The organism is Celeribacter litoreus, assembly GCF_020165855.1.
GTDB lineage: Bacteria > Pseudomonadota > Alphaproteobacteria > Rhodobacterales > Rhodobacteraceae > Celeribacter > Celeribacter litoreus.
Genome location: NZ_JAIUFY010000005.1, coordinates 709,835 through 731,234 on the forward strand (window position 1 = coordinate 709,835; position 21,400 = coordinate 731,234).

Sequence of the window (21,400 nt, forward strand, 5' to 3'; positions counted from 1 at the left end):
AACGCGACGCGGATGGCCGGATAATCGCCGCCTTGGGGTAAACCCTTGGGGGAGGAAAGTCCGGACTCCCTTGAGCAACGGTGCCGGGTAACGCCCGGCGGGGGTAACCCCAGGGATAGCGCCACAGAGAACAGACTGCCCTCTCACACGGGGGTTATGGTGAAACGGTGGGGTAAGAGCCCACCGCGGGACTGGCAACAGAACCGGCACGGCAAGCCCCACCGGGAGCAATGCCAAATAGGGGTTTCGCGCGGGATCGGCGGTAACGCGGATCACTCGCAGGGTCGCTCAAGCCCGAGAAACCCGGGTTGGCAGCTTGAGCCTGTTGGCAACAGCAGGCCTAGAGGAATGGTTATCGAGGGGGCGCAAGCCTCTGAACAGAATCCGGCTTACAGGCCGTCCGCGTCATACCACTCCACGCCTCTCTCTCCTGCTCACGCGGATTTTTCCCCATTGTCGCAACGGCATCTCCTATGCACTATGCTTTTGAGATGTTTGTTTTATAGGAGATGCCCCCATGAGTTTTGTTCGCACCCTGAGCACATTGGCCGTCGGTTTTGCCGCAGCCAAAGGCGTCGATAAGATGAAAAAGATGGGCGGCCTCGACGGTATGCGAGAAGCCATGCGGCAGTCAGGCAACCCAGGTGGCGTCGCTGATCAGATGGGGCAGATGGCCGAGAAGATGGGAGTGCCCGGCAGCGCAGAAGTCATGCGCACCATGATGGGCGGTCTCGGCAATCAGGCAGCGGATATGTCAGAAGCCGCAGAAGCTGCGCTCCAGTCTCTCTTCACCTCCATGAGTGGGGCGGCGCAGATGGGCACGCAAACCGTCACCGAAATGTTTGAGTCTTTGGCTGCAGGCACTGCTGTGGGCGATGCTGCGGAAGAGAACGCGAAGCTCATGATCCGCTCCATGATTATGGCGGCTAAGGCGGACGGCGAGATTGACGCCGAGGAGCGGACGAAAATTCTCGATCAGCTGACTGACGCGTCAGACGAGGAAATTGCCTTTGTCGCGGATCAGATCGACGCACCTGTGGATCCTATGGCGCTCGCGAAGGACGCTGGATCCTCTGCGGCGACGCATGTCTACTCCGCCGCACTCATGGCAATCTCGGTCGATACGGATGCGGAGAAGACCTTTCTGAAGGGCCTAGCGCAGTCGCTGATGATTGATGAGGCGAAGCAGGCAGAGATTCATATTTCGATGGGAAAACCCGTCCTTTGATCCTCCGAGGCAAGGCTTAACCTGCGGTCTTTACGGTTTCTTCGGATTTCCGTCCCGCTAGGTCCGTTTTTTCCTCTGTCCCCATTGACTCGGGCCAGTAAAGGGGTAAAAGGCGGGCTTCAAGGATTCCACGGGATGGCCCGAAGCCCCCGTCGCACGAGATAACTGGAGTAAAGACAATGGCGAAGCCGACGACGATTAAAATCCGTCTCAACTCGACCGCGGACACGGGCCACTTTTACGTGACCAAAAAGAACGCCCGCACCATGACCGAAAAGATGGTCGTAAAGAAATACGACCCGGTTGCGCGAAAGCACGTTGAGTACAAAGAAGGCAAAATCAAGTAAGACCTTCCGAGACTACGAAATGCAAAAGCCGCGCGACCCGAGAGTGGGGAGCGCGGTTTTTCTTTGACCTGACGCCTCCCTCTCTCTCCCTCGAGTTTTTTAACCCAACAAGGAGACAGAGAGATGTTGGAATTCGACGATAGCTATTTCAGAGAACGGGAGCGGCCCGATGGGGTGCCCTGTTCGTCGATGCCTTCGAGCCTAAGTGAGGCTCTGGCAGTGATGGGCGCGCAGGAGACCCGTAAGAGCGTGCCCTTCACCGTACGAGCCGCCATGCCGGCTGACACGGCGGAGATCGACGCGCTCTTTCGCGCCTCCTATGGTCAGCTTCTCAAACAGCACTACTCCACCAACGTCCTGAATGCAGCGCTTCCGGCGCTCTTGCATACGTCCCCCCGTCTGCTGAACTCCGGTACCTTCTTCGTCGCGGAGACCGGTGGCGGAGAGATCATCGCCGCTGGTGGTTGGACGCAGGCGACACCTTTCGGTGGCGTCGGTCCGCGCGAGATCGGTCACATGCGGCGCGTTGCGGTTCATCCCGACCACACGCGGCGCGGCGTGGGCTCTGTGCTCCTCGGCCACATCCTCGACAACGCACGGCTCACGGGCGTGACGACGATGTGCTGCCTCTCCACGCTCACCGCGCTGGCGTTCTACGAGGCACACGGGTTCAAAGCATCGGGTGATGTCGATCTTGCGTTGAAGCCCGGTGTCCACCTGCCCGCCGTGCAGATGGCCAGAGCGCTCTGAGGCGCGACGATCCAGACAACGAAAAAGGCCGCCCCGAGGGGCGGCCTTAGTCATTTTAGAAACCTATTCTGATCACTCGCGGTTGCCGAGGAACTGCAGGAGGAACATGAACAGGTTGATGAAGTCGAGGTAAAGGTTCAGCGCACCCATGATCGCCGATTTCGCGAGCCACTCGCTATCCATCGCGTGGGCGTGGGCGATGTAGTCGGTTTTGATGCGCTGCGTGTCGTAGGCGGTGAGGCCAGCAAAGATCAGAACGCCGAGCACGGAAATCACGAACGCCATCATCGAGGAGGCGAGGAAGATATTCACGATGGAGGCGATCACGATGCCGATCAGGCCCATGATGAGGAAAGAGCCGAAGCCGGAAAGATCTTTCTTCGTGGTGTAGCCCCAGAGGGACAGACCAGCGAACGCGCCAGCGGTCACGAAGAACGTCTGCGCGATGGACATGCCGGTGAACACGAGGAAGATGGAGCTCAGAGACAGGCCCATCATCGCAGCGTAGACATAGAAGAAAAGCTGCGCAGCGGCGGCGGACAGGCGCGTGATTGCGGCGCTAAACATGAACACCATAACCAGCGGTGCAAACATGATCACCCATTTCAGAGGGGACATGTAAATCGCCTGACCGAGACCGGTCAGCATACCTTCCGGTGTGACAGCAAGGTTGGAAATCGCCCAAGCGGCGAGCCCCGTGATGAGGAGGCCTGCGGACATGGTGCCGTAAACCTTGTTCATGTGGGCGCGAAGGCCGGCGTCGATCTCGGCCGAGCGTGCGCCGACACCAGCGTTGATCGTTCTGTAGTCAGCCATTGAAAACTTTCTCCTGTGCGTCAAATAGGCGTCCCCCTCGCGGAATGCGGGGAGTTATGTGGGATATTGGCAGAGATAGGCAGGATTTCAAGATGATGCGGGGTCGATAATGACGTTTCCCACGCGTATTTTATCAGAAAAGCAAACGCATAAAAAAAACCGCGTCCTTCGGGAAAAGGGCGCGGTTAGGTCTCACATTGCGTGAGTGGGGATCGAAACTGCATCATGCGTGGGCGCAGCTCATTTCATCCAGTGGCAGGGGGCGTCCCAGGATGGGCGCTGTGCTTCGCGGATGGCGTCTTCGCGGGTCAGACCGATGTCTTCAAGCAAGGCATCATCAAGCGCGGCAAGCGCTTTGCGCTGACGGCGGAGTTCCAGAGAATTCAGGAAACGGGAAAACAGGGAGGGCGCACGACGCGCGCCGGAGCGAAGAGAGAGGGACAGAGTTTGCATCGGGTCTTCCTTTTTGAGTTGGTTTAACGAATTGTGAAGTTGGTGTGGAAATGCATCATTTCCTGTGATAGATATTGGCGGAATGATCACATAAGTAAAATGAATGATTGTTTAGAGTTTCATCACGGAGTGTGATATGCCGAGAAATCTTGATCTGACCGCTTTGCGTTCTTTTGTGGCTGTGGCCGACTGCGGTGGTGTGACCCGTGCCGCTGGGGCCCTTAACCTCACGCAGTCGGCTGTGTCGATGCAGCTCAAGCGCCTCGAGGAAGGCATGGACGTCAAACTTCTCGACCGCTCCTCGCGGCAGATCGCGCTCACGGCGGCGGGGGAACAGCTTCTGTCCTATGCGCGCCGGATGCTTGAACTCAACGACGAGGTCTATGCGCGCCTTACAGCTACGGAATATGAGGGGGAGATCATCCTCGGCGTGCCCCATGACATCGTCTATCCGGCCATCCCGCAGGTGCTACAGCAATTCCATGCTGCCTATCCGCGGATGAAAGTCACTCTGCATTCATCGTTCACGCGCAAACTTAAAGAAGACTTCGCGCGCGGTGACGCTGACATCATTCTTGGAACCGAGGATACAGTTGACGCGGGCGGTGAAGTGCTCGCGGAACTGGCGCTCGTCTGGGTCGGGGCCATTGGCGGCGCGGCGTGGCGACAACGTCCTCTGCGGCTCGCGTTCGAAAATCAGTGCCTCTTCCGCAAAAGCGTGCAGGAAGCACTCGATAAAGCCGGTATCCCCTGGGAAATGGCCATCGAGAGCACCCAGTCGCGCACAATTGAGGCGTCGGTCTCCGCAGATCTCGGGGTCCACGCCATGCTCGAAGGAGCGACGCCGCCCCTGTGCGAACCGATCCAGCATGGGGGTGCCTTGCCGGAACTTCCGACGAAGCAGATCACCTTTTATCGGTCAGAGTTAGGTCGCACTGAGGCAACGGACCACTTGGTTGATTTGATCCGCCGGGCATTTGCGCAGGGACGAGCAGCCCGTCTCGCGGCCCAGTAATCAGGGCGTTACGACAACCTTTCCCGTCGCTTTCCGCGTCCGGATCAAATCCAGCGCGCTCTCCCACTCCTCGAGGGGGAGCGTGTTCGAGATGTGAGGCTTGATCTTGCCTTCGGCGGCCCACTCGAAAAGCGTTTTGAGCGAGTGCTGCAGAGGCGCCGGATTGAACGCGAGATATCCTGCCCAGTAGAAGCCGATCGCTGTGATGTTTTTCACAAGCATATGGTTCGGCTTCATCTTCGGCAGATTTCCACCCGCGAAACCGATGAGCAGAATGCGCCCGTCCGGATTGGTGGCGCGGAAACAGGCCTCATAGAGCGGCTCACCAACGGCTTCGTAGACCACATCGGCCCCCCCAAGCGCCTTGATCTGCTCGCGAATATCCTCGTCCTGCGCGTCGATGACGTGATCAGCCCCGGCAGCTTTCGCAATGGCGAGTTTGTCTGCCCCGCGCGCAATCGCGATCACCTCTGCGCCCATGATCTTGCCGATTTCGACTGCGGTGAGACCAACGCCACCCGCCGCGCCAGTAACGACGAGGCGCTCACCGGGCTGAAGACGGGCTTTGTAATCCAGTGCCATGTGAGAGGTGCAATAGGCGATCTGCAAGCTCGCGGCCTCTGCATATCCAAGCGCGTCCGGAATGGGGATGCAACGCTCTGCAGGGAAATTCCCGGCATCTGCGAGGCCGCCCTGACCAGAATAGACCGCGACGCGTTGCCCGATTTCGAGACCGGACACTCCGTCGCCGACGGCTGTAATCTCCCCCGCGAGTTCGAGACCGAGCGTGAAGGGCAGCTCAGGGGTCTCCTGATATTTCCCGACGCAGAGCAACGTGTCCGCGAAATTCAGCGCGCTGGCCCGGATGGCCACCTGAACCTCCCCGGCATGGGGCGGCTCTAGTGCAATCGTTTCAAGGGCGGGCGGCGTCTCGAAAGAGGTCACGCGACAGGCGCGAATGGTCTTGGTCTGTGTCATGGCATTCGTTCTCTCTTTTTGTCGATCGTCTGTCCACGAAAAAGGCCGAACATGTTTGCGATATCATCGCGCAGTGGATGAATGCGGTTTTCGTGATTCCCCTCGAGAGGCGAGCTCCGGCATGCTGCGGTGCAATTATAAAAAAACATCAATTGGTCAATTAACACGCACAGGTTTAGTCGAAAAAATGCCAATATTAAGCCACGAATCAATTTTCATGATCTTTTTAATTCAATAATTTGCATTTATTTCAATGTCTTGATCTAAATCAATCAAGTCCTATCCAAAAAGACAGGTTGAGTCAGAAGCCTTTGGTCGCAGATTGTGGGATACACGTTAAAGGTTAGAAAGTGCGACTGAGCACAAGGAGCGGTTAGAATGAAGCATCCCGTGGATGTTCACGTCGGCAAACGGATCCGTCATCGTCGTTGGATGATCGGTATGACTCAGCAGCAGCTCGCCGAAAAGGTCGGGATCAAGTTTCAGCAGATCCAGAAATACGAAACTGGCATGAACCGAGTGTCGGCCTCTCGTCTCTGGGACATTGCCGAAGCTGTCGATGTACCCGTCGCTTTCTTCTTCGAGGGAATGGATGCCTCGGCCTCGGCTGAACAACAGCCAACCGACGCGAAAGTGCCTTCCGACATTCTCGCCGACAAAGAAGCACTCGAACTGGTGCGTTCCTACTACGCAATTCCGGAAAACCAGCGCCGCCGCCTGTTCGAACTTGCCCGCGTGCTGTCCGACGTTGCGTGATCCGGCGGCGTCACGGCCCGCGCTGTGTAGCAGAATGAAAATGCCCCTAGTCTAGGAATGGCGGGGGCTTTTTTGTGCAGTCAGTCGATTGCCCACTTCGCGTTACCGCGCAGAGCAGGGGATTTCTTGACCCCGCCTGCCCGAGGGTCTAGGCGCGAAGGGGCAAGACGAATTTGAGAGCGAGGCGGAAGCTATGAGTGGGATGCAATTGAGTGAGCAGGACCGCGCGGACATCATCGCGACCGCAGAGGCTGCCGCAGAAGCGGCGCGCGAGATCACGCTCAAATATTTCCGCGGGCAGGCGCTCAACACAGAATCCAAACTGACCGAAGGCTTCGATCCCGTCACCGTTGCGGATCGCGGCTCCGAGGAAGCGATGCGCGCCGTGATCGCCGCCCGCCGTCCGGATGACGCGATCCTCGGCGAAGAGTTTCCGCCAAAACCCGGCACATCGGGGCTCACTTGGGTGCTCGACCCGATTGACGGCACGCGCGGTTTTATTTCTGGCACGCCGACATGGGGTGTCCTTATCGCTGTGCGCTCGGCGGATGAATGCCTTTACGGTGTGATTGACCAGCCCTACATTGGCGAACGGTTCGTTGGCGGCTTCGGTCAGGCGAAGGTCACAGGTCCGCACGGCGAGCGTGCCCTTGCGGTCCGCACGGATGTGACACTTGAGAACGCGATCATCTTCTCGACTTTCCCCGAGGTTGGGAGCGAAGAAGAGGGCGAGGCCTTCCACGATCTCGCACACCGCTGCAAACTCACCCGCTATGGAATGGACTGTTACGCCTATGCGCTTTTGGCGGCGGGACAGATTGATCTCGTTGTTGAAGCCGGTTTGCAGGCCTACGACATTCTCGCGCCGATTGCGGTCATTGAGGCTGCAGGGGGTATCGTGACTGACTGGCACGGCGGTCCAGTCCTCGAAGGCGGGCGCGTGCTTGCCGCCGCCAGCAAAGAGTTGCACGCACAGGCGGTGTCGATACTCTCAACCTACTGACCTTATTCACCTCGAGATAGCTCCGGAGGCCCCCAGATGCAGCGCTGTTTCCTCATTCGCAATGCGGACGTAATCCTCACGATGGACGACACGCGGCAGGAGATACGGGGCGGGGATATCCTCGTGCGCGATGGGGTCATCGAAGCGGTCGGACACGGGCTCTATGACGACGACGCCCACATCATCGACGCGCGCGGACGTCTCGTGACGCCTGGTCTCGTTAATACGCACCACCATCTGTTTCAAACGCTAACCCGTGCCGTTCCCGGTGGTCAGGACGCGCTCCTGTTTGGCTGGCTCAAAACCCTCTATCCGATCTGGGCGCGCTTTGGGCCGGATCACATGCGCATTTCCGCGTTGACGGGTCTCGCAGAACTCGCTTTGTCGGGATGCTCGACCACGTCCGATCACCTCTATCTCTTCCCGAACGGTGCGCGGCTTGATGACACGATTGAGGCCGCGCAGTCTATCGGCGTGCGTCTGCACGCCACGCGCGGCTCCATGTCCATTGGCGAATCCTCCGGTGGCTTGCCGCCGGATAGCCTCGTCGAGCGCGAAGAGGACATCCTGAACGACTGTATCCGCGTTATCGATACGTTCCACGATCCGAACCCCGGCGCGATGATCCGCGTTGCGGTGGCACCCTGTTCGCCGTTTTCCGTGTCGCGCGAACTCATGCGCGACGCCGCCATCCTCGCCCGTGACAAGGGCGTGATGATGCACACCCACCTCGCCGAGAATGACGAGGATATCAGCTATTCGCTCGAAAAGTTCGGCTGCCGTCCGGGCCAATATGCCGAAGAGCTCGGCTGGACCGGCGACGATGTGTGGCACGCCCATTGTGTGAAGCTTGACGATCAGGAAATCTCGCTCTTTGCCCGCACCAAAACGGGCGTCGCGCATTGTCCATGTTCCAACTGCCGCCTTGGCTCCGGCATCGCCCCCGTGCGTCAGATGCGGGATGCGGGTGTGCCGGTTGGCTTGGGTGTCGATGGATCGGCGTCGAATGATTCCGGCAACCTGATCGCAGAGGCTCGCACCGGCATGTTGCTTCAGCGGGTCGTGAACGGAGCGGATAAGATGAGCCCGCGCGAGATGCTCGAGATAGCAACGCGGGGCGGCGCGCAGGTTCTGGGGCGCACTGATATCGGCTACCTCGCTCCCGGTATGCGCGCGGATATCGCGATTTGGGACATGTCGGGGATTGAGGCCGCCGGGAGCTGGGACCCAGCCGCGCTCCTGCTCGCGGGGCCGATGGCCGTGCAGGACCTGTTCGTAGAAGGGCGTCAGGTCGTTGCCGATGGTCGCATGACGACCGTTGATATGACCACTATTCTCAACACCCAGCGCCGTCTCGCGACGGAGTTGATGCAGGGTTGATCGCGGCGGGAGGGGGCGTGGATGTCCAAATCTGCATCGAAACATCGCAGATCCTTCTCTGTTTTGGCAGGAATTATGGGACTTGCTCTACTTACGGCCTGTAACCCCGCGCTTGGCGTGGGGGAGCGCGCGCCCGTTCCTCCCTCTGCTTCCCTCAAGGAAGCGACACAGGTCATCGCGCTGATCAACTCCGAACGCCAGCGGCGCGGCCTTCCCATGCTGAGCGACAATGGCCCACTCTCCCGTGCCGCGCAGGACCATGCGAACGATATGGCGGCAAAGGGGTACTTCGCGCATAGGGGGAAAGGTGGCTCTTCCGTCGGGGATCGTGTGAAGGCAGAGGGCTACACCTACTGTCTCGTCGCAGAAAACCTGTCCAAGGGTTATCCAACACCGGAACTGGCGGTTCAGGGCTGGATGAACTCGGAGGGGCACAGTGCCAATATCCTCACCCCGGAATTTCGGGACATCGGGATCGGTCTCGCGCCCGAAGGGCTGCGTGTGGCGGTGTTTGGGCGTCGCTGTTAAACGACGGCACGTTCGCCCATCACATAGGTCGCGGAAATTGCGCGGTCGTCGCCCATCATGACCGTTGGGAAAATCTCTTCCCAGATGGTCTCAGCGCGGATCGCCCGCTGCGCGATGGCGGAGGTCGAGGCAAGGTCAATGACTGTCAAATCCGCTTCCATGCCCGGCGCAATGGACCCGAGCCGATCCTCCATGCGGAGCGCCTGCGCCGAGCCGTAAGTGGCGAGCCACAGCAGTTGCGCAGGGTGCAGCGCCGTATGGGTCAGTTGCCCGATTTCATAGGCCGCCGCCATGGTGCGCAGCATCGAGAACGACGACCCGCCGCCCGTATCGGTGGCGAGGCCAACGCGGTGTCCCTCGGACTTCCGCGCACCCATGTCAAAAAGGCCGGAGCCGATGAACGTGTTCGAGGTCGGGCAGTGGATCAGCGAGCAATCCATCGCCTTCAGGTGCGCAATTTCCCGCGGCTCAAGGTGGATCGCATGGCCGAAAAGAGCCCCTTCACGGACAAGGCCAAACTGCTCATAGGTGTCGAGGTAGTCCCGCGCCGTCGGGTAAAGCCCCTTCACCCAGTCGATCTCATCCGTTTGCTCGGAGAGGTGCGTTTGCATGAGGCAGCTCGGGTGTTCCGCCCAAAGCTTCCCGAGTGCATCAAGCTGTGCCGGCGTCGATGTGGGGGAGAAGCGGGGGGTGATGGCATAGACCGCACGCCCTTTGCCGTGCCAGCGCTCAATGAGCGCTTTGCTCTCGTCATAGGCGGCTTTCGCAGTGTCGCGGAGCATCTCCGGCGCTGTGTCACGGTCCATACAGGTCTTGCCCGCAATGACACGCATGTTCCGCTGTTCGGCGGCTTCAAAGAGCGCGTCGACAGAGCCGGGGTGGATGGTGCAGAAGGACGTGACAGTCGTTGTGCCATTGGCCAGAAGCAGGTCGAGATAGCGCGCCGCGATGTCGTCGGCGTAGGCCCGATCCGCGAATTTGGCCTCCTCGGGGAAGGTGTAGCTGTTGAGCCAATCGATCAGTCGTTTTCCCCAACTCGCGATCATCGCGGTCTGGGGGTAGTGGGCGTGCGCATCAATGAAGCCGGGGACAATGAGCGCCGGGCCATGGTCGTGAAACTCTGCCTCCGGGTGTTTGACGCGCATATGTTCGCGCCCGCCGATGGACACCACCCGCCCGTCTCGGATCAGAATGGCAGCATCCGAGAGCACCTGAACGGCCTCTTCTGGCGGAATTTCAAACGGATCGCCTGTGTAGGTGACGACTTGGCCGGCGATCAGCTTTTCCATCTGCTGCCCTTCTGGTTTGCACTTTCGTCTGGCAGACTATGACGTTCAAACAGCGAGGTAAATCAATCTTCCCCCTGTTTCTCAGAGAGATCCTATCATAAGGTCGGCGCAGCAAATCGAATAGGCAGAGCATGGTCGAAGAAGACACCCAAGTCGAACACGAAGCCGACATCGAAGAAGATGAGGAAGACGGTTATTCGCTGAGCAGCAAGCAGCTCACTGCGATCCTTTATGCTGTCGATACGGGCGACCGGGACAAGCTCGTCGAGCTGATGGAGCCGCTCCACGCGGCCGACATCGCCGACTTGCTCGAACAGGTGAATGCCTTTGATCGCCGTCGTTTGATCCTGCTCTATGGCGCTGAATTCGACGGTGAAATTCTCTCGGAACTTGACGAAGGCATCCGCGAAGAGGTCATTCACGTTCTACGTCCGGAGGTTCTTGCGGAGGCTGTTCGCGAGCTCGACTCGGATGACGTGGTGGATCTCGTTGAAGACCTCGAAGACGATGCGCAGGAGGCGATTCTCTCCACGCTCGAAGACGCGGATCGTGTCGCGGTCGAACAGTCGCTGAGCTACCCTGAGTTCTCCGCCGGTCGTTTGATGCAGCGCGAGGTCGTGATGGGGCCGGAGCACTGGACTGTCGGTCAGGCAATCGACTTCATGCGCGGGGCAGAGGAGCTTCCGGAAGATTTTTATCACATGGTGCTGATCGATCCTAAAATGCATCCGATCGGTCATGTGACATTGGGCAAGATTCTCGGCGCCCCGCGGAGCCAGCCGCTCAAGGAATTGCTCGAACCCGGTTTCCGCACCTTCCACGTGGAAGAGAGCGAATCCGATGTGGCGTACGCGTTCAACCAGTATCATATGATTTCCGCGCCTGTGGTGGACGAGGACGAGCGCGTGGTTGGCGTGATCACGATCGATGACGCGATGAACGTCCTCGATGAAGAACATGAAGAAGACATCATGCGTCTTGCTGGTGTCGGTGAGGGCTCTCTCGCCGACCGAGTTTACGAGACGGTGAAACAGCGTATTCCGTGGCTCGGTGTAAACCTTGTGACGGCCATTCTCGCCTCGCTCGTGATCGCTCAGTTCGAAGATACGATTTCGCAATTCGTCGCCCTCGCTGTGCTCATGCCGATTGTGGCCTCCATGGGCGGCAACGCAGGGACACAGGCGCTCACCGTGGCTGTGCGAGCCATTGCAACGCGCGATCTTACCGGCGCGAACGTCTGGCGGGTGATCCGTCGTGAGGTGCTCGTGGGGCTGGCCAACGGGATCGTCTTTGCCATTCTCATGGCCATCGTCGGTATGGTCTGGTTCGGCTCTCCTGCCTTGGGCGGGGTGATCGCGGCGGCGATGGTGATCAACTTGGTGGTCGCTGGTCTCGCCGGGATCGGTATCCCAGTCGTGCTCGAACGCATAGGCGTCGATCCCGCACTCGCATCTGGTGCCTTCGTGACAACGGTGACGGATGTCGTGGGCTTCTTCGCCTTCCTCGGCCTCGCTGGCATCATCCTCTTATGAGGTTACTCCATTGACAAATCAGGCTGAACAGAAGGCAGCGCTCCGGCGCGAGGCTCGTCTCAAGAGGGATGCGGCGCATGCTGAGGGTGGCACTGCCAATGCCGTGGCGACCGATCTCCTCTATGGGTTTCTGAAGCCTTTTCGGGGCAAAGTGATTGCGGGCTATATGCCACTCGGGAGCGAGATCGATCCGCGCCCGCTGATGCACAAAATGGCCAAGCTCGGTCCTGTTTGTGTGCCCATCGTCGAAGCGCGGGCGCAGCCGCTGCGCTTCGATCTCTGGACGCCGCAATCTGATTTGGTCGAGGGCGCGTTCGGCGCGATGATCCCAGCGCATTCAGAACCTGTTCGCCCCGATGTGATCATCGTTCCGCTTTTGGGCTTTAGCCGTGAGGGGCAGCGTTTGGGGTATGGCGGCGGGTTCTATGACCGCACCTTGGAGAAGCTCCGCAAGTCGGGTGAGGTCTATGCCGTTGGCTTTGCCTACAGTGCGCAAGAGGTGGAGGACCTCGTTGTCGAACCCACCGACGCACCTCTCGATGCCATTGTGACAGAGCGCGGAATCGTCACATTTTGACGTCGCAAACAGTGGTTGTCGCGCGCAATGCGTCGGGACTTCTTGCCATCAGTGCGACGGGCAACTAAGGCTTGGCGCATGAAAATACTGTTTCTCGGAGATATCGTCGGCTCGGCCGGACGCAAAGCTGTGATCGAGCGGATTCCGTCGCTCCGCAGCGAGTGGGGTCTCGATTTCGTCGTCGTGAATGGCGAGAACGCGACCAACGGGATGGGCCTTTCCGGCGATCATGCAAAGTCGCTACTGGACGCGGGGGTGGATTGTCTCACGCTTGGGGATCACGCTTTCGATCAGAAAGACATGATGCAGTTCTGCGAGAAAGAGACGCGAATTGTGCGTCCGATCAATTTCTCAAAGGTCGCACCCGGCCGCGGTGTTCGCATCTTTGAAGATGCGCGGGGACGTCGCATTCTCGTCGCGCAAATTCTCGGTCAGGTGTTTATGAAACGGGCGTTTGATGATCCGTTCTCGGCACTCGATCAGGTGTTCATGACTCACAAGCTCGGCGGTGCGATTCAGGCGGCGCTCATTGATGTGCACTGCGAGGCGACGTCCGAGAAAATGGCGATCGGGCACTTCTGTGATGGCAAGGCCTCGGTCGTTGTCGGGACGCACACGCACGTCTGCACGGGCGATGCGCAAGTTCTGCCAGGCGGCACGGCCTATCTCACGGACGCAGGGATGTGCGGCGATTACAACTCCGTCATCGGGATGGACAAAGCGGAACCACTGCGCCGTTTTGTGACGGGGATGGCAAAAGGCCGCTTTGAACCTGCGAAGGGGGATGTCACCCTCTCCGGCGTCTATGTGGAAACCGATGACCGGACCGGGCGCGCGTCGCGTGTCAAACAAATTCGGGTGGGCGGGCGACTTGAACAAAGCACGCCTTAACATCCGCACTTGCCAAAAAAGTCGAAATTCCAAATTCTTTTGCGGCTTGTCTAAGGTATCGCGCGCAGGCCATAGTTCCGCCGAAGTAGTGTTTGAGCGCGAGGTTGCATGGATCTCATAGACCTAAGTCCGATGGCGGAAGCGATGACCGCGCTCGTCGTCGTGGGGATCATGTTCGTGCTCTTCGTGCGAGAGATGTTCCCGACGGAAGTTGTCGCAATTGCAGGCGTCGCGTTGATGATTGTGCTCGGCATTTTGCCGTATGAGGCGGGGCTTGCGGTTCTCTCAAACCCTGCGCCTTGGACAATTGGCGCGATGTTCATCGTGATGGGGGCGCTCGTTCGGACGGGGGCGCTCGAGTGGTTTACCCGTCAGGCCGGCAATTATGCGGAAACGCATCCGTCGGTGGCGATTGCGATGCTACTGCTCGTCGTTGTGGTTCTCTCTGCCTTTGTGGCCAATACGCCCGTCGTCGTTGTGATGATCCCTGTCTTTGTCCAACTCGCAGGCAAACTCGGGACCGTTCCGTCCAAGCTCCTCATTCCCCTGTCTTACTCGGCTATTCTCGGGGGCACGATCACGCTCCTTGGGACCTCTACGAACCTGCTCGTCGATGGTGTGGCACGTGATCAGGGACTTGAGCCGTTCACCATTTTCGAGGTGGCGCCACTTGGTTTGGTCGTCACTGCGTGGGGGATGCTTTATCTCCTCTTGTTCGGTCGCCGCCTGTTGCCAGAGCGGGATTCGCTTGCCGCGATGCTCTCGACCAACCGCTCAAAGATGAAGTTCTTCACGGAGGCTGTGATCCCACCGGACTCCAACCTTATCGGTCGCGAAGTCACGGGCGTTCAGCTGTTCAAACGTGACGGTGTGCGTCTGATCGACGTTATTCGCGGCGACAAATCCTACCGGCATGAGCTTCAGGGCTTCGTTCTCGAGGTCGGGGATCGCGTGGTGATGCGCTCCAAGATTACCGAGCTTTTGAGCCTTCAGCGCGACAAATCTCTCAAGCGCGTCGACCAGGTGTCCGCGGTTGAAACCACCACCATGGAAGTGCTGATCACACCCGGCTGTAAGATGGTCGGACGCTCGCTCGGCTCCATGCGTTTGCGTCGTCGATACGGTATCTACGTGCTCGCGGTGCACCGCCGGAACCAGAACGTTGGGAACAAAATTCAGGACCTCGTTGTGCGGGTGGGCGACACGCTCCTGCTCGAAGGGGCACCCTCCGACATTCAGCGTCTGGCGAATGACATGGATATGGGCGACGTGTCCAAACCGACCGAACGTGCTTATCACCGGTCACATGCTCCGATTGCGATCATTGCGATGCTATCGATTGTTGTTCTGGCCGCTTTCGGCGTCGCGCCGATCCTGATGCTATCGGTCTTGGCGGTCGCGATTGTCCTCGTGACACGCTGTATCGATGCGGACGAAGCGTTCGACTTTGTCGAAGGGCGGCTTCTCGCGCTTATTTTTGCCATGCTCGCCATTGGTGCGGCTTTGCAAGCCTCGGGCGCCGTGGAGTTGATCGTCAAGGCAATCGCGCCGCTTCTGGACGGGCTTCCGCTGTTCTTTGTCGTTTGGGCCATTTTCCTGCTGACATCGGTTTTGACAGAGCTCGTGTCCAACAACGCTGTGGCTGTTGTTGTGACGCCGATTGCCATCGGTTTGGCTGAAAGCATGGGGATCGATCCGCGCGGTCTCGTGGTGGCGGTCATGATCGCGGCTTCGGCATCCTTTGCGACGCCCATCGGGTACCAGACCAACACCATGGTCTACGGCCCCGGCGGTTATAAGTTCACGGACTACATGAAAGTCGGGATTCCGCTCAATCTCACGATCGGATTGCTCTCTGCGGCGGTCATCCCCCTGATTTGGCCCCTCTAATTCCCCTGTTTCGCAACAATCCCGGCGCGGGTGGCCTTGCAGGGCAGGGCGGGCATGGCCTATAGAAGCGCGAACCAGTCGATTGACTAAGCTATTCTACGTTGTGGAGGCGCCACATGGCAGGCCATTCTAAATGGGCAAACATTCAGCACCGCAAAGGGCGTCAGGACGCCGTTCGCTCGAAGCTGTTTTCGAAACTCGCCAAGGAGATTACCGTGGCGGCGAAAATGGGCGACCCCGATCCTGAGAAGAACCCGCGTCTGCGTTTGGCGGTGAAAACCGCGAAGACCCAATCTGTTCCGAAGGACGTGATTGATCGCGCAATCAAAAAGGCGATGGGCGGCGACGCCGAGAACTACGACGAAATCCGCTATGAGGGCTATGGTCCGGAAGGCATCGCGTTCATCGTCGAAACCATGACCGACAACGTGAACCGCACCGCGTCCAATGTGCGCTCCATCTTCACCAAAGCGGGCGGCAACCTCGGCACCTCCGGTTCTGTGGCGTTCATGTTCGACCGTGTGGGTGAGATCTCCTATGGTCCCGAAGTGGGCGACGCCGACACCGTCATGATGGCCGCCATCGAGGCTGGCGCAGAGGACGTTGAGAGCGAAGAGGGAGAAGAGGGCGGTCACTGGATCTACACCGCTGACACCGACCTCGCAGCCGTGTCTGACGCGCTTGAGGCTGAACTGGGTGAATCCAAGGAATCCAAACTGATCTGGAAGCCGCAGAATCGGACCGAGGTGGACCTCGAGACGGCTCAGAAGCTGATGCGTCTCGTTGAAGCTCTTGAAGATGATGACGACGTTCAATCCGTTACGGCCAACTTCGATGTGCCGGAAGATGTCGCAGCGCAACTCTGAGGCTGCTTCAGACCCAAAATTGAGAACCCCGCCCATCGAGGCGGGGTTTTTCGTTCATGGGTGTCTTGCGAAGGACGTCTCTTTCCCTGAGACATGTGCCACAGGAGCGTTTCTATGATCCATGCCACACTAATCGGTTTCATGTCCGGCCTGTCTTTGATTGTCGCAATCGGAGCGCAAAACGCCTTTGTCCTGCGTCAAGGGCTCCGGCGGTCGCATGTTTTTGCCGTGGCGCTCACCTGTGCCCTCTCAGATGCGATCCTGATCGGTCTAGGTGTCTTCGGGTCCGCACGGATCACGGAGGTTTTCCCGTCCCTTCTCCCCGTTATGCGCTGGGGTGGTGCGGCTTTCCTCACAGTCTATGGACTCAGAGCCGCTGTGGCCGCGTGGAGAGGGCAGGGGCATCTAGAGGCTGCTCAGGCGGGCGCGCAGAGCCTCAGGGCGGCTCTCTTCACCTGTCTTGCGCTCACCTGGCTCAATCCTCATGTCTATCTCGATACGGTGGTCCTGCTCGGCGCCATCTCTGCCGATTTCCCGACGGCACGCCCCGCCTTCGCGGTCGGCGCAGTTCTGGCATCCTTTTCTTTCTTCTTTTCGCTGGGATACGGCGCACGCTACCTCGCGCCCGTGTTCGCGCGCCCGACGGCGTGGCGGGTTCTCGATGGCGGTATCGCCGTGGTGATGTGGAGCATCGCGCTAGGCCTTGTGCGTGGCGCGTGAATTGCAACTCTGCGTCAGTGCGATAGATATCTCGGAATGAAAGCAATGCCCGCCACAGTCCAAGGCATCCTCTGGATGCTCGTCGTCACGATCAATTTTGTGATGGTGAACGTCTTAGTGAAATACGTGGGTAGTGGCCTACCCGTGATCGAGACGGCATTTCTCCGTTTCGCTCTCGGTCTCGTTTTCCTCCTCCCGATGATCAAAACGGTGCGCAATGCGAATCTCACGGCGGAAGTTTGGAAGCTTTCAGTCGCCCGTGCCTTGTTCCACGCGGTTGCGATGTCTTTGTGGTTCTATGCCATGACCCGCATCCCGATGGCAGAAGTGACCGCGATGAACTTCATGAACCCCCTCTACATTTCGATCGGGGCTGTGCTCATTTTCGGTGAACGTATCTCCCCGCCGCGTATCGCCGCGATGGCTGTGGCGTTCCTCGGCGGCCTGATCATTCTGCGCCCCGGCTTTCGGAGCCTCGATCCTGGCCATGTCGCGATGATCTTTTCCGCGATGGCCTTCGCGGGAAGCTACCTTCTCGCCAATGCGTTGACCAAACGCCTCCCGGCGACAGTCGTTGTTTTTCTGATGTCGGCGATGGTTCCCATTGTGATTGCGCCTATCGCGATCATGCACTGGCAGACGCCCACACTTCTGGAGGTCGCGCTGCTCTTTTTGACGGCGGCTTTCGCAACATTCGCACACTACTCCATGATGCGGGCCTTTGCCTGCGCGCCGCAGTCGGTCGTTCAGCCCGTGACCTTCGTTCAACTCGTCTGGGCAATGCTCCTCGGCATGGTGCTTTTCGGAGAGGCATTCGACCCGTTTGTGATGCTCGGCGGTGCCATGATTATTCTCTCGATCTCCTACATCACATGGCGTGAAACACGCAGGAAGAGAATGGCCGAAGCAGTTTCGTGATTGCTCGGTTTTCTTGATCCCTGTCAAAGCGAAGCACCGCGAGGCGCGTCCAAACTGTTCCTGAAAACAGGACATGAATTACAGGAGGCGCACATGTCAGACACACCGCACAGATTGGTTGTCGATTTCCCGGAACTGAGCGAACAGATCGCAGCTCTCAAAGCAAACGATCCGCATTTCGCCCGACTGGTCTCTGATTATGATGCCCTGAACGAAGAGGTCCATCTCGTCGAAACCGATGTTCACCCGATGGAAGATTTGGCGGCCGCAGAGCTCCGCAAAAAACGCATGCATCTGAAAGATGAAATCTACAAGATGCTGACCACGCCAGCATAAAGTCACTGAAATTCCCCCCCCCGGGATGATGAGGGCACGTTTCCTGTTGAGGGGCGTGCCCTCTTTTCGTGGCAGGGACTCTGAGGCCTCGTGTTCCCAAATGACAGAAAAATGTCAAAAGCGACGACAGAATTTTCAGAACCCACTTGCGCCCCGGAATTAGATCGCCTAAATGGCTGCGCATCGGGTCGTTAGCTCAGTTGGTAGAGCGCTTCGTTTACACCGAAGATGTCGGGAGTTCGAGCCTCTCACGACCCACCATCCCCCCACATTCACGTTGCATTTTGCGTCTCATGCATCGCTCGCTTGAAGTCGCGGTCCCCTACGGGGCTCTTTGAAGGCGTGGCATGAGAGCTTCTAGGCCATGGCGTGCGTCTTGGAGGAGAGCGGCGTCTGCGCCGGTAAGGCGGTTGGATTGTTGTGCAAGGGTCGCGTTGAGCGCGGACGGGTTGTCCGAGATTTGTGACAGACGTGCCAGAATTGCGCGTACGATGCGGCGGGCCGAGTCGCTGCTGTCCGGGTCGCGGGTGATACGGTGGCACCATGTCGCAGATTGGCCGAGATTTAGCACCGCGAGAGCTGTCGCTCTGGCCTCTTTTTGTGCCGGGTGGGAGCTTCCGGACAAGCGGATGAGGCGCAGGGTCCGGTGGTAGAGACGCGCTTGCCAATGAGTTTGGGTGTCGAGCAGTTTGGGATCTTTTGCCATATCTCGCAGATCGTGGATCATGGTCGTGACGAGCGTATCCGCTTTGCGTTTAAGACTCGGCGGGTAGACGACCCGATATATGATCATGGCGAGCAATGGGGCCACGATCACGGCAATGCCCATTTCGACTGATGCACCAAGCGTGCCGGTAAGGGGCAGGTGTGGTTGCGACATCAGCAAGAGGACCATGTTGTAGTCGAAGCTCATCATCTGCGTCTTGTTGTGCGCAGTAATGAAGGGGCCAATGAAAATCATTGGGAGCATAAGTATAATCAAGTGCCATTCGTCGCCCGCGTGGGGCCAGAGAAGCCATCTGAGTGCAATCGCGCCCAGTGCGCCGAGGAACTGGCCACTGAAAACCATGCGCATCATTTTCTCCGGGTTCTCGAAGGTCGAGAAGATCGACAGCATGATCGAGAGGCCCAGGAGCATGAAGCCGCCAACGTGCCAGCCACTCGCAAGCCAAATTGCGCCAAAGAAAATCAGCGCTGCGAATGCGCGCAAACCCGCCTCGCGCGCGCCGACCCAATCGCGGTGCAAAATCGGGTCAACGGTAGATTTGATCGGCGGCTCGGGTTGGAGGCGCCAGCTTGCGAGGCTGCGTTCGAAGGTGGTGAGCGTCTCGCGCAACTGCGGGGACACGGTGCCGAGTTCGGCCGCCGCTGTGAGTGCCAGACGCGCGGAAGCGATGTCGCCGGCGGTCAGCTTCTGAGCGGCATCGGTGAGGTGCTCTTCAAACCCCTCCGGAGGGCGCGTGCCGTGATCCCAGAGGAGGAGCGGTGTCGCAGAAATCAGGAGGGCACGTGTGCTGCGAATGGATTGATGATTGCGCATGGAGCCGGCGCTGTGCGGATCGAGGCTGTCTTCTACCATGGCGAGGTGAGACAGGAGGGCACTGCGCTCGTCATCCGACGGCGCGTGCGCGGCGGCGAGTGTGAGAATTTCCGAGAGCACGGCGAGGACGCGCTCTTTGATGAGGGGCGCGTCCTCTGATTTGCTAAAGAGAAACCCGGCGAGTGTCGCGACGGCGACCCCGACCAAAACGGTCGCGAGGCGGTCTGCGCCGAGGTTCAGGACATTTTCCGGATGACCTGTGTCGAGCAAGGCGACCATCGCGGCGGTATAGCCGGCGAGGACGGTGCCGTAGGCTGCAAATCCTCTGAGAAGGTTGCCGGCATAGGTGCAGGCGCTGACCCACACCGCGAGACCGACGACGAGGAGCGCAGGGTGGATTTGCATCGCGTGGACGAGGAGGACACCGGCGATAGTGCCACTGATCGATCCGAGGACACGAAATAACCCTTTTTCGAGGAGCTGCCCGCGGGTCGGAAGAGTGGCCGCCCAGACCGACATCCCCGACCATTGCGGGTGCTCCAGCCCGATGGTCCAGGCGATTGCGATGGCAATCCACACTGCGATGGCCGTTCTTGCGGCGAAGGCGAGACGAGCGGGAGAGAACCCGCGTGCTGTGAACCAGTCCAAGGTCATCCGCGCGTCTCCTGCGATATATCCAATGCGGTGCTGATCTTTTCGAGCACTCTGATCACGTCTCTGACTTCGTCGTCGGTCAGGTCCTTGAGCAATTCCGCCTCGAATTCCGCGAGGTGGTGTTTGATCCGTGCCACTTCGACGTCGCCTTTATCGGTGAGCACCAAGCGTCGCGCGCGTCGGTCGTCGGGGTCCACTTGCCGCTCGATCAATTCGCGCTCTGCCAGCAGGTCGATGAGACGCACCACGGTCGAGCTGTCGAGAGCCAGTCGATCCGCCAAGGCCGTTTGGCTCAGACCGTCCCGTTCCGCGTCGAGGTGCACGAGTGGGGCCCACGTTGCGTCTGTGAGGCCGGAGGCTGCCAGTTCGGTGTGAATCGCTTTGCGCCAACGACGCGTCAGCATGACGAGTTGGAAGCCGAATTTCGTTTTGGGAGAGGTGTCATCAGTGGTCATGAAATGCATGTGAATAAAAATAGTTTGTAATGCAATCTATTTTTGCATTTTCGCCTCCAACTTCGCCATATCCGGCAGTTTTGATGGGGAATGTTGTGCCGCCTGTTCGCTGCTGTGCGCGGCTCTGCGAAAGCAGCTTTCATCTGTTGCGAACCGGTCGGAAAAGTTTTTTCCGCCCGCGTTCATTTTTCGACGATTCCACGCTTGACGAGGTCGCGCACTCGCCATAGAACGCCCCTCACGTTCAGGGCACGGTCCTTGAACGGGCAGCGAGCGGTTGTAGCTCAGTTGGTTAGAGTACCGGCCTGTCACGCCGGGGGTCGCGGGTTCGAGCCCCGTCAACCGCGCCACGCTGTCCCATATAGCACCCTTTCGGGTGTCGCCTTTTAGAGGCCCTGCGCGGTTGTAGCTCAGTTGGTTAGAGTACCGGCCTGTCACGCCGGGGGTCGCGGGTTCGAGCCCCGTCAACCGCGCCACC

22 protein-coding genes, 3 tRNA genes and 1 other RNA gene are annotated in these 21,400 nt (G+C 59.0%); 20 read left to right on the forward strand and 6 right to left on the reverse strand.

The window, feature by feature from the left end; all coding sequences use genetic code 11:
- Window positions 1–8: 8 nt before the first annotated feature.
- The 4 genes from rnpB (at window position 9) to LA304_RS05490 (ending at window position 2,325) form a co-directional block, all read left to right on the forward strand.
- Window positions 9–408: RNase P RNA component class A (rnpB, locus tag LA304_RS05475), an RNA gene on the forward strand.
- A gap of 109 nt (window positions 409–517) precedes the next feature.
- Complete coding sequence (locus LA304_RS05480) at window positions 518–1,228, forward strand: DUF533 domain-containing protein (protein WP_224502110.1); 711 nt, start codon at window positions 518–520, stop codon at window positions 1,226–1,228.
- A 179-nt stretch (window positions 1,229–1,407) separates the two neighbouring features.
- Entirely contained in the window at window positions 1,408–1,575 is a 168-nt protein-coding gene (gene rpmG / locus LA304_RS05485) for a 50S ribosomal protein L33 (RefSeq protein WP_009572866.1), read from the forward strand.
- Window positions 1,576–1,698: 123 nt separating this feature from the next.
- Window positions 1,699–2,325, forward strand: coding sequence for a GNAT family N-acetyltransferase (locus LA304_RS05490; RefSeq protein ID WP_224502111.1), 627 nt, complete (start codon window positions 1,699–1,701; stop codon window positions 2,323–2,325).
- A gap of 72 nt (window positions 2,326–2,397) precedes the next feature.
- Here LA304_RS05490 and LA304_RS05495 read toward each other — a convergent pair whose 3' ends face one another.
- Window positions 2,398–3,141 carry a Bax inhibitor-1/YccA family protein gene (locus LA304_RS05495; RefSeq protein WP_224502112.1) on the reverse strand — a complete coding sequence of 248 codons (744 nt, stop codon included), beginning with the start codon at window positions 3,139–3,141 and terminating at the stop codon, window positions 2,398–2,400.
- Window positions 3,142–3,381: 240 nt separating this feature from the next.
- Window positions 3,382–3,594, reverse strand: coding sequence for a DUF1127 domain-containing protein (locus LA304_RS05500; protein WP_224502113.1), 213 nt, complete (start codon window positions 3,592–3,594; stop codon window positions 3,382–3,384).
- Window positions 3,595–3,730: 136 nt separating this feature from the next.
- Here LA304_RS05500 and LA304_RS05505 point away from each other — a divergent pair, with 136 nt between their 5' ends.
- A complete protein-coding gene (locus LA304_RS05505; protein WP_224502114.1) occupies window positions 3,731–4,609 on the forward strand; it encodes a LysR family transcriptional regulator in 879 nt (292 codons plus the stop codon).
- Here the strand turns inward: LA304_RS05505 and LA304_RS05510 are convergent, their stop codons facing one another.
- Entirely contained in the window at window positions 4,610–5,569 is a 960-nt protein-coding gene (locus tag LA304_RS05510; RefSeq protein WP_396022177.1) for an NADPH:quinone oxidoreductase family protein, read from the reverse strand.
- A 396-nt stretch (window positions 5,570–5,965) separates the two neighbouring features.
- Here LA304_RS05510 and LA304_RS05515 point away from each other — a divergent pair, with 396 nt between their 5' ends.
- The 4 genes from LA304_RS05515 (at window position 5,966) to LA304_RS05530 (ending at window position 9,254) form a co-directional block, all read left to right on the forward strand.
- Complete coding sequence (locus tag LA304_RS05515) at window positions 5,966–6,343, forward strand: helix-turn-helix domain-containing protein (protein ID WP_224502116.1); 378 nt, start codon at window positions 5,966–5,968, stop codon at window positions 6,341–6,343.
- Between the two features lie 193 nt (window positions 6,344–6,536).
- Window positions 6,537–7,346 (forward strand): inositol monophosphatase family protein, encoded by an 810-nt coding sequence (locus tag LA304_RS05520; RefSeq protein WP_396022172.1) that lies wholly within the window; start codon window positions 6,537–6,539, stop codon window positions 7,344–7,346.
- Between the two features lie 36 nt (window positions 7,347–7,382).
- A complete protein-coding gene (locus tag LA304_RS05525; protein ID WP_224502117.1) occupies window positions 7,383–8,726 on the forward strand; it encodes an 8-oxoguanine deaminase in 1,344 nt (447 codons plus the stop codon).
- Between the two features lie 21 nt (window positions 8,727–8,747).
- Window positions 8,748–9,254 carry a CAP domain-containing protein gene (locus LA304_RS05530; protein ID WP_224502118.1) on the forward strand — a complete coding sequence of 169 codons (507 nt, stop codon included), beginning with the start codon at window positions 8,748–8,750 and terminating at the stop codon, window positions 9,252–9,254.
- Here the strand turns inward: LA304_RS05530 and guaD are convergent.
- Window positions 9,251–10,543, reverse strand: coding sequence for a guanine deaminase (guaD, locus tag LA304_RS05535; protein WP_224502119.1), 1,293 nt, complete (start codon window positions 10,541–10,543; stop codon window positions 9,251–9,253). The genes LA304_RS05530 and guaD overlap by 4 nt on opposite strands.
- 131 nt (window positions 10,544–10,674) lie before the next feature.
- Between guaD and mgtE the strand changes: the two genes are divergently transcribed.
- The 9 genes from mgtE (at window position 10,675) to LA304_RS05580 (ending at window position 18,534) form a co-directional block, all read left to right on the forward strand.
- Window positions 10,675–12,075 (forward strand): magnesium transporter, encoded by a 1,401-nt coding sequence (gene mgtE, locus LA304_RS05540; RefSeq protein ID WP_224502120.1) that lies wholly within the window; start codon window positions 10,675–10,677, stop codon window positions 12,073–12,075.
- Window positions 12,076–12,085: 10 nt separating this feature from the next.
- Entirely contained in the window at window positions 12,086–12,652 is a 567-nt protein-coding gene (locus LA304_RS05545) for a 5-formyltetrahydrofolate cyclo-ligase (protein WP_224502121.1), read from the forward strand.
- Window positions 12,653–12,730: 78 nt separating this feature from the next.
- Window positions 12,731–13,543: a TIGR00282 family metallophosphoesterase gene (locus LA304_RS05550; protein ID WP_224502122.1), complete on the forward strand. Its 813-nt coding sequence runs from the start codon at window positions 12,731–12,733 to the stop codon at window positions 13,541–13,543.
- A gap of 108 nt (window positions 13,544–13,651) precedes the next feature.
- Window positions 13,652–15,433, forward strand: coding sequence for an SLC13 family permease (locus LA304_RS05555; protein WP_224502123.1), 1,782 nt, complete (start codon window positions 13,652–13,654; stop codon window positions 15,431–15,433).
- A gap of 116 nt (window positions 15,434–15,549) precedes the next feature.
- A complete protein-coding gene (locus LA304_RS05560) occupies window positions 15,550–16,299 on the forward strand; it encodes a YebC/PmpR family DNA-binding transcriptional regulator (RefSeq protein WP_224502124.1) in 750 nt (249 codons plus the stop codon).
- A 117-nt stretch (window positions 16,300–16,416) separates the two neighbouring features.
- Entirely contained in the window at window positions 16,417–17,019 is a 603-nt protein-coding gene (locus tag LA304_RS05565) for a LysE/ArgO family amino acid transporter (protein ID WP_396022178.1), read from the forward strand.
- Between the two features lie 45 nt (window positions 17,020–17,064).
- Complete coding sequence (locus LA304_RS05570) at window positions 17,065–17,937, forward strand: DMT family transporter (RefSeq protein ID WP_224502126.1); 873 nt, start codon at window positions 17,065–17,067, stop codon at window positions 17,935–17,937.
- Window positions 17,938–18,030: 93 nt separating this feature from the next.
- A complete protein-coding gene (locus tag LA304_RS05575) occupies window positions 18,031–18,273 on the forward strand; it encodes a YdcH family protein (RefSeq protein ID WP_224502127.1) in 243 nt (80 codons plus the stop codon).
- 185 nt (window positions 18,274–18,458) lie between these two features.
- Window positions 18,459–18,534: transfer RNA gene (locus LA304_RS05580), tRNA-Val, on the forward strand.
- Between the two features lie 61 nt (window positions 18,535–18,595).
- Here the strand turns inward: LA304_RS05580 and LA304_RS05585 are convergent.
- Together LA304_RS05585 and LA304_RS05590 are read right to left on the reverse strand one after the other, a co-directional pair.
- Window positions 18,596–20,467 (reverse strand): FUSC family protein, encoded by a 1,872-nt coding sequence (locus tag LA304_RS05585; RefSeq protein WP_224502128.1) that lies wholly within the window; start codon window positions 20,465–20,467, stop codon window positions 18,596–18,598.
- Window positions 20,464–20,922 (reverse strand): MarR family winged helix-turn-helix transcriptional regulator, encoded by a 459-nt coding sequence (locus LA304_RS05590; RefSeq protein ID WP_224502129.1) that lies wholly within the window; start codon window positions 20,920–20,922, stop codon window positions 20,464–20,466. Before LA304_RS05590 ends, LA304_RS05585 begins: the two co-directional genes overlap by 4 nt.
- A gap of 273 nt (window positions 20,923–21,195) precedes the next feature.
- Here LA304_RS05590 and LA304_RS05595 point away from each other — a divergent pair.
- Both LA304_RS05595 and LA304_RS05600 read left to right on the forward strand, forming a co-directional pair.
- A tRNA-Asp gene (locus tag LA304_RS05595) sits at window positions 21,196–21,272 on the forward strand.
- 49 nt (window positions 21,273–21,321) lie between these two features.
- A tRNA-Asp gene (locus tag LA304_RS05600) sits at window positions 21,322–21,398 on the forward strand.
- The last annotated feature ends 2 nt before the right edge of the window (window positions 21,399–21,400 follow it).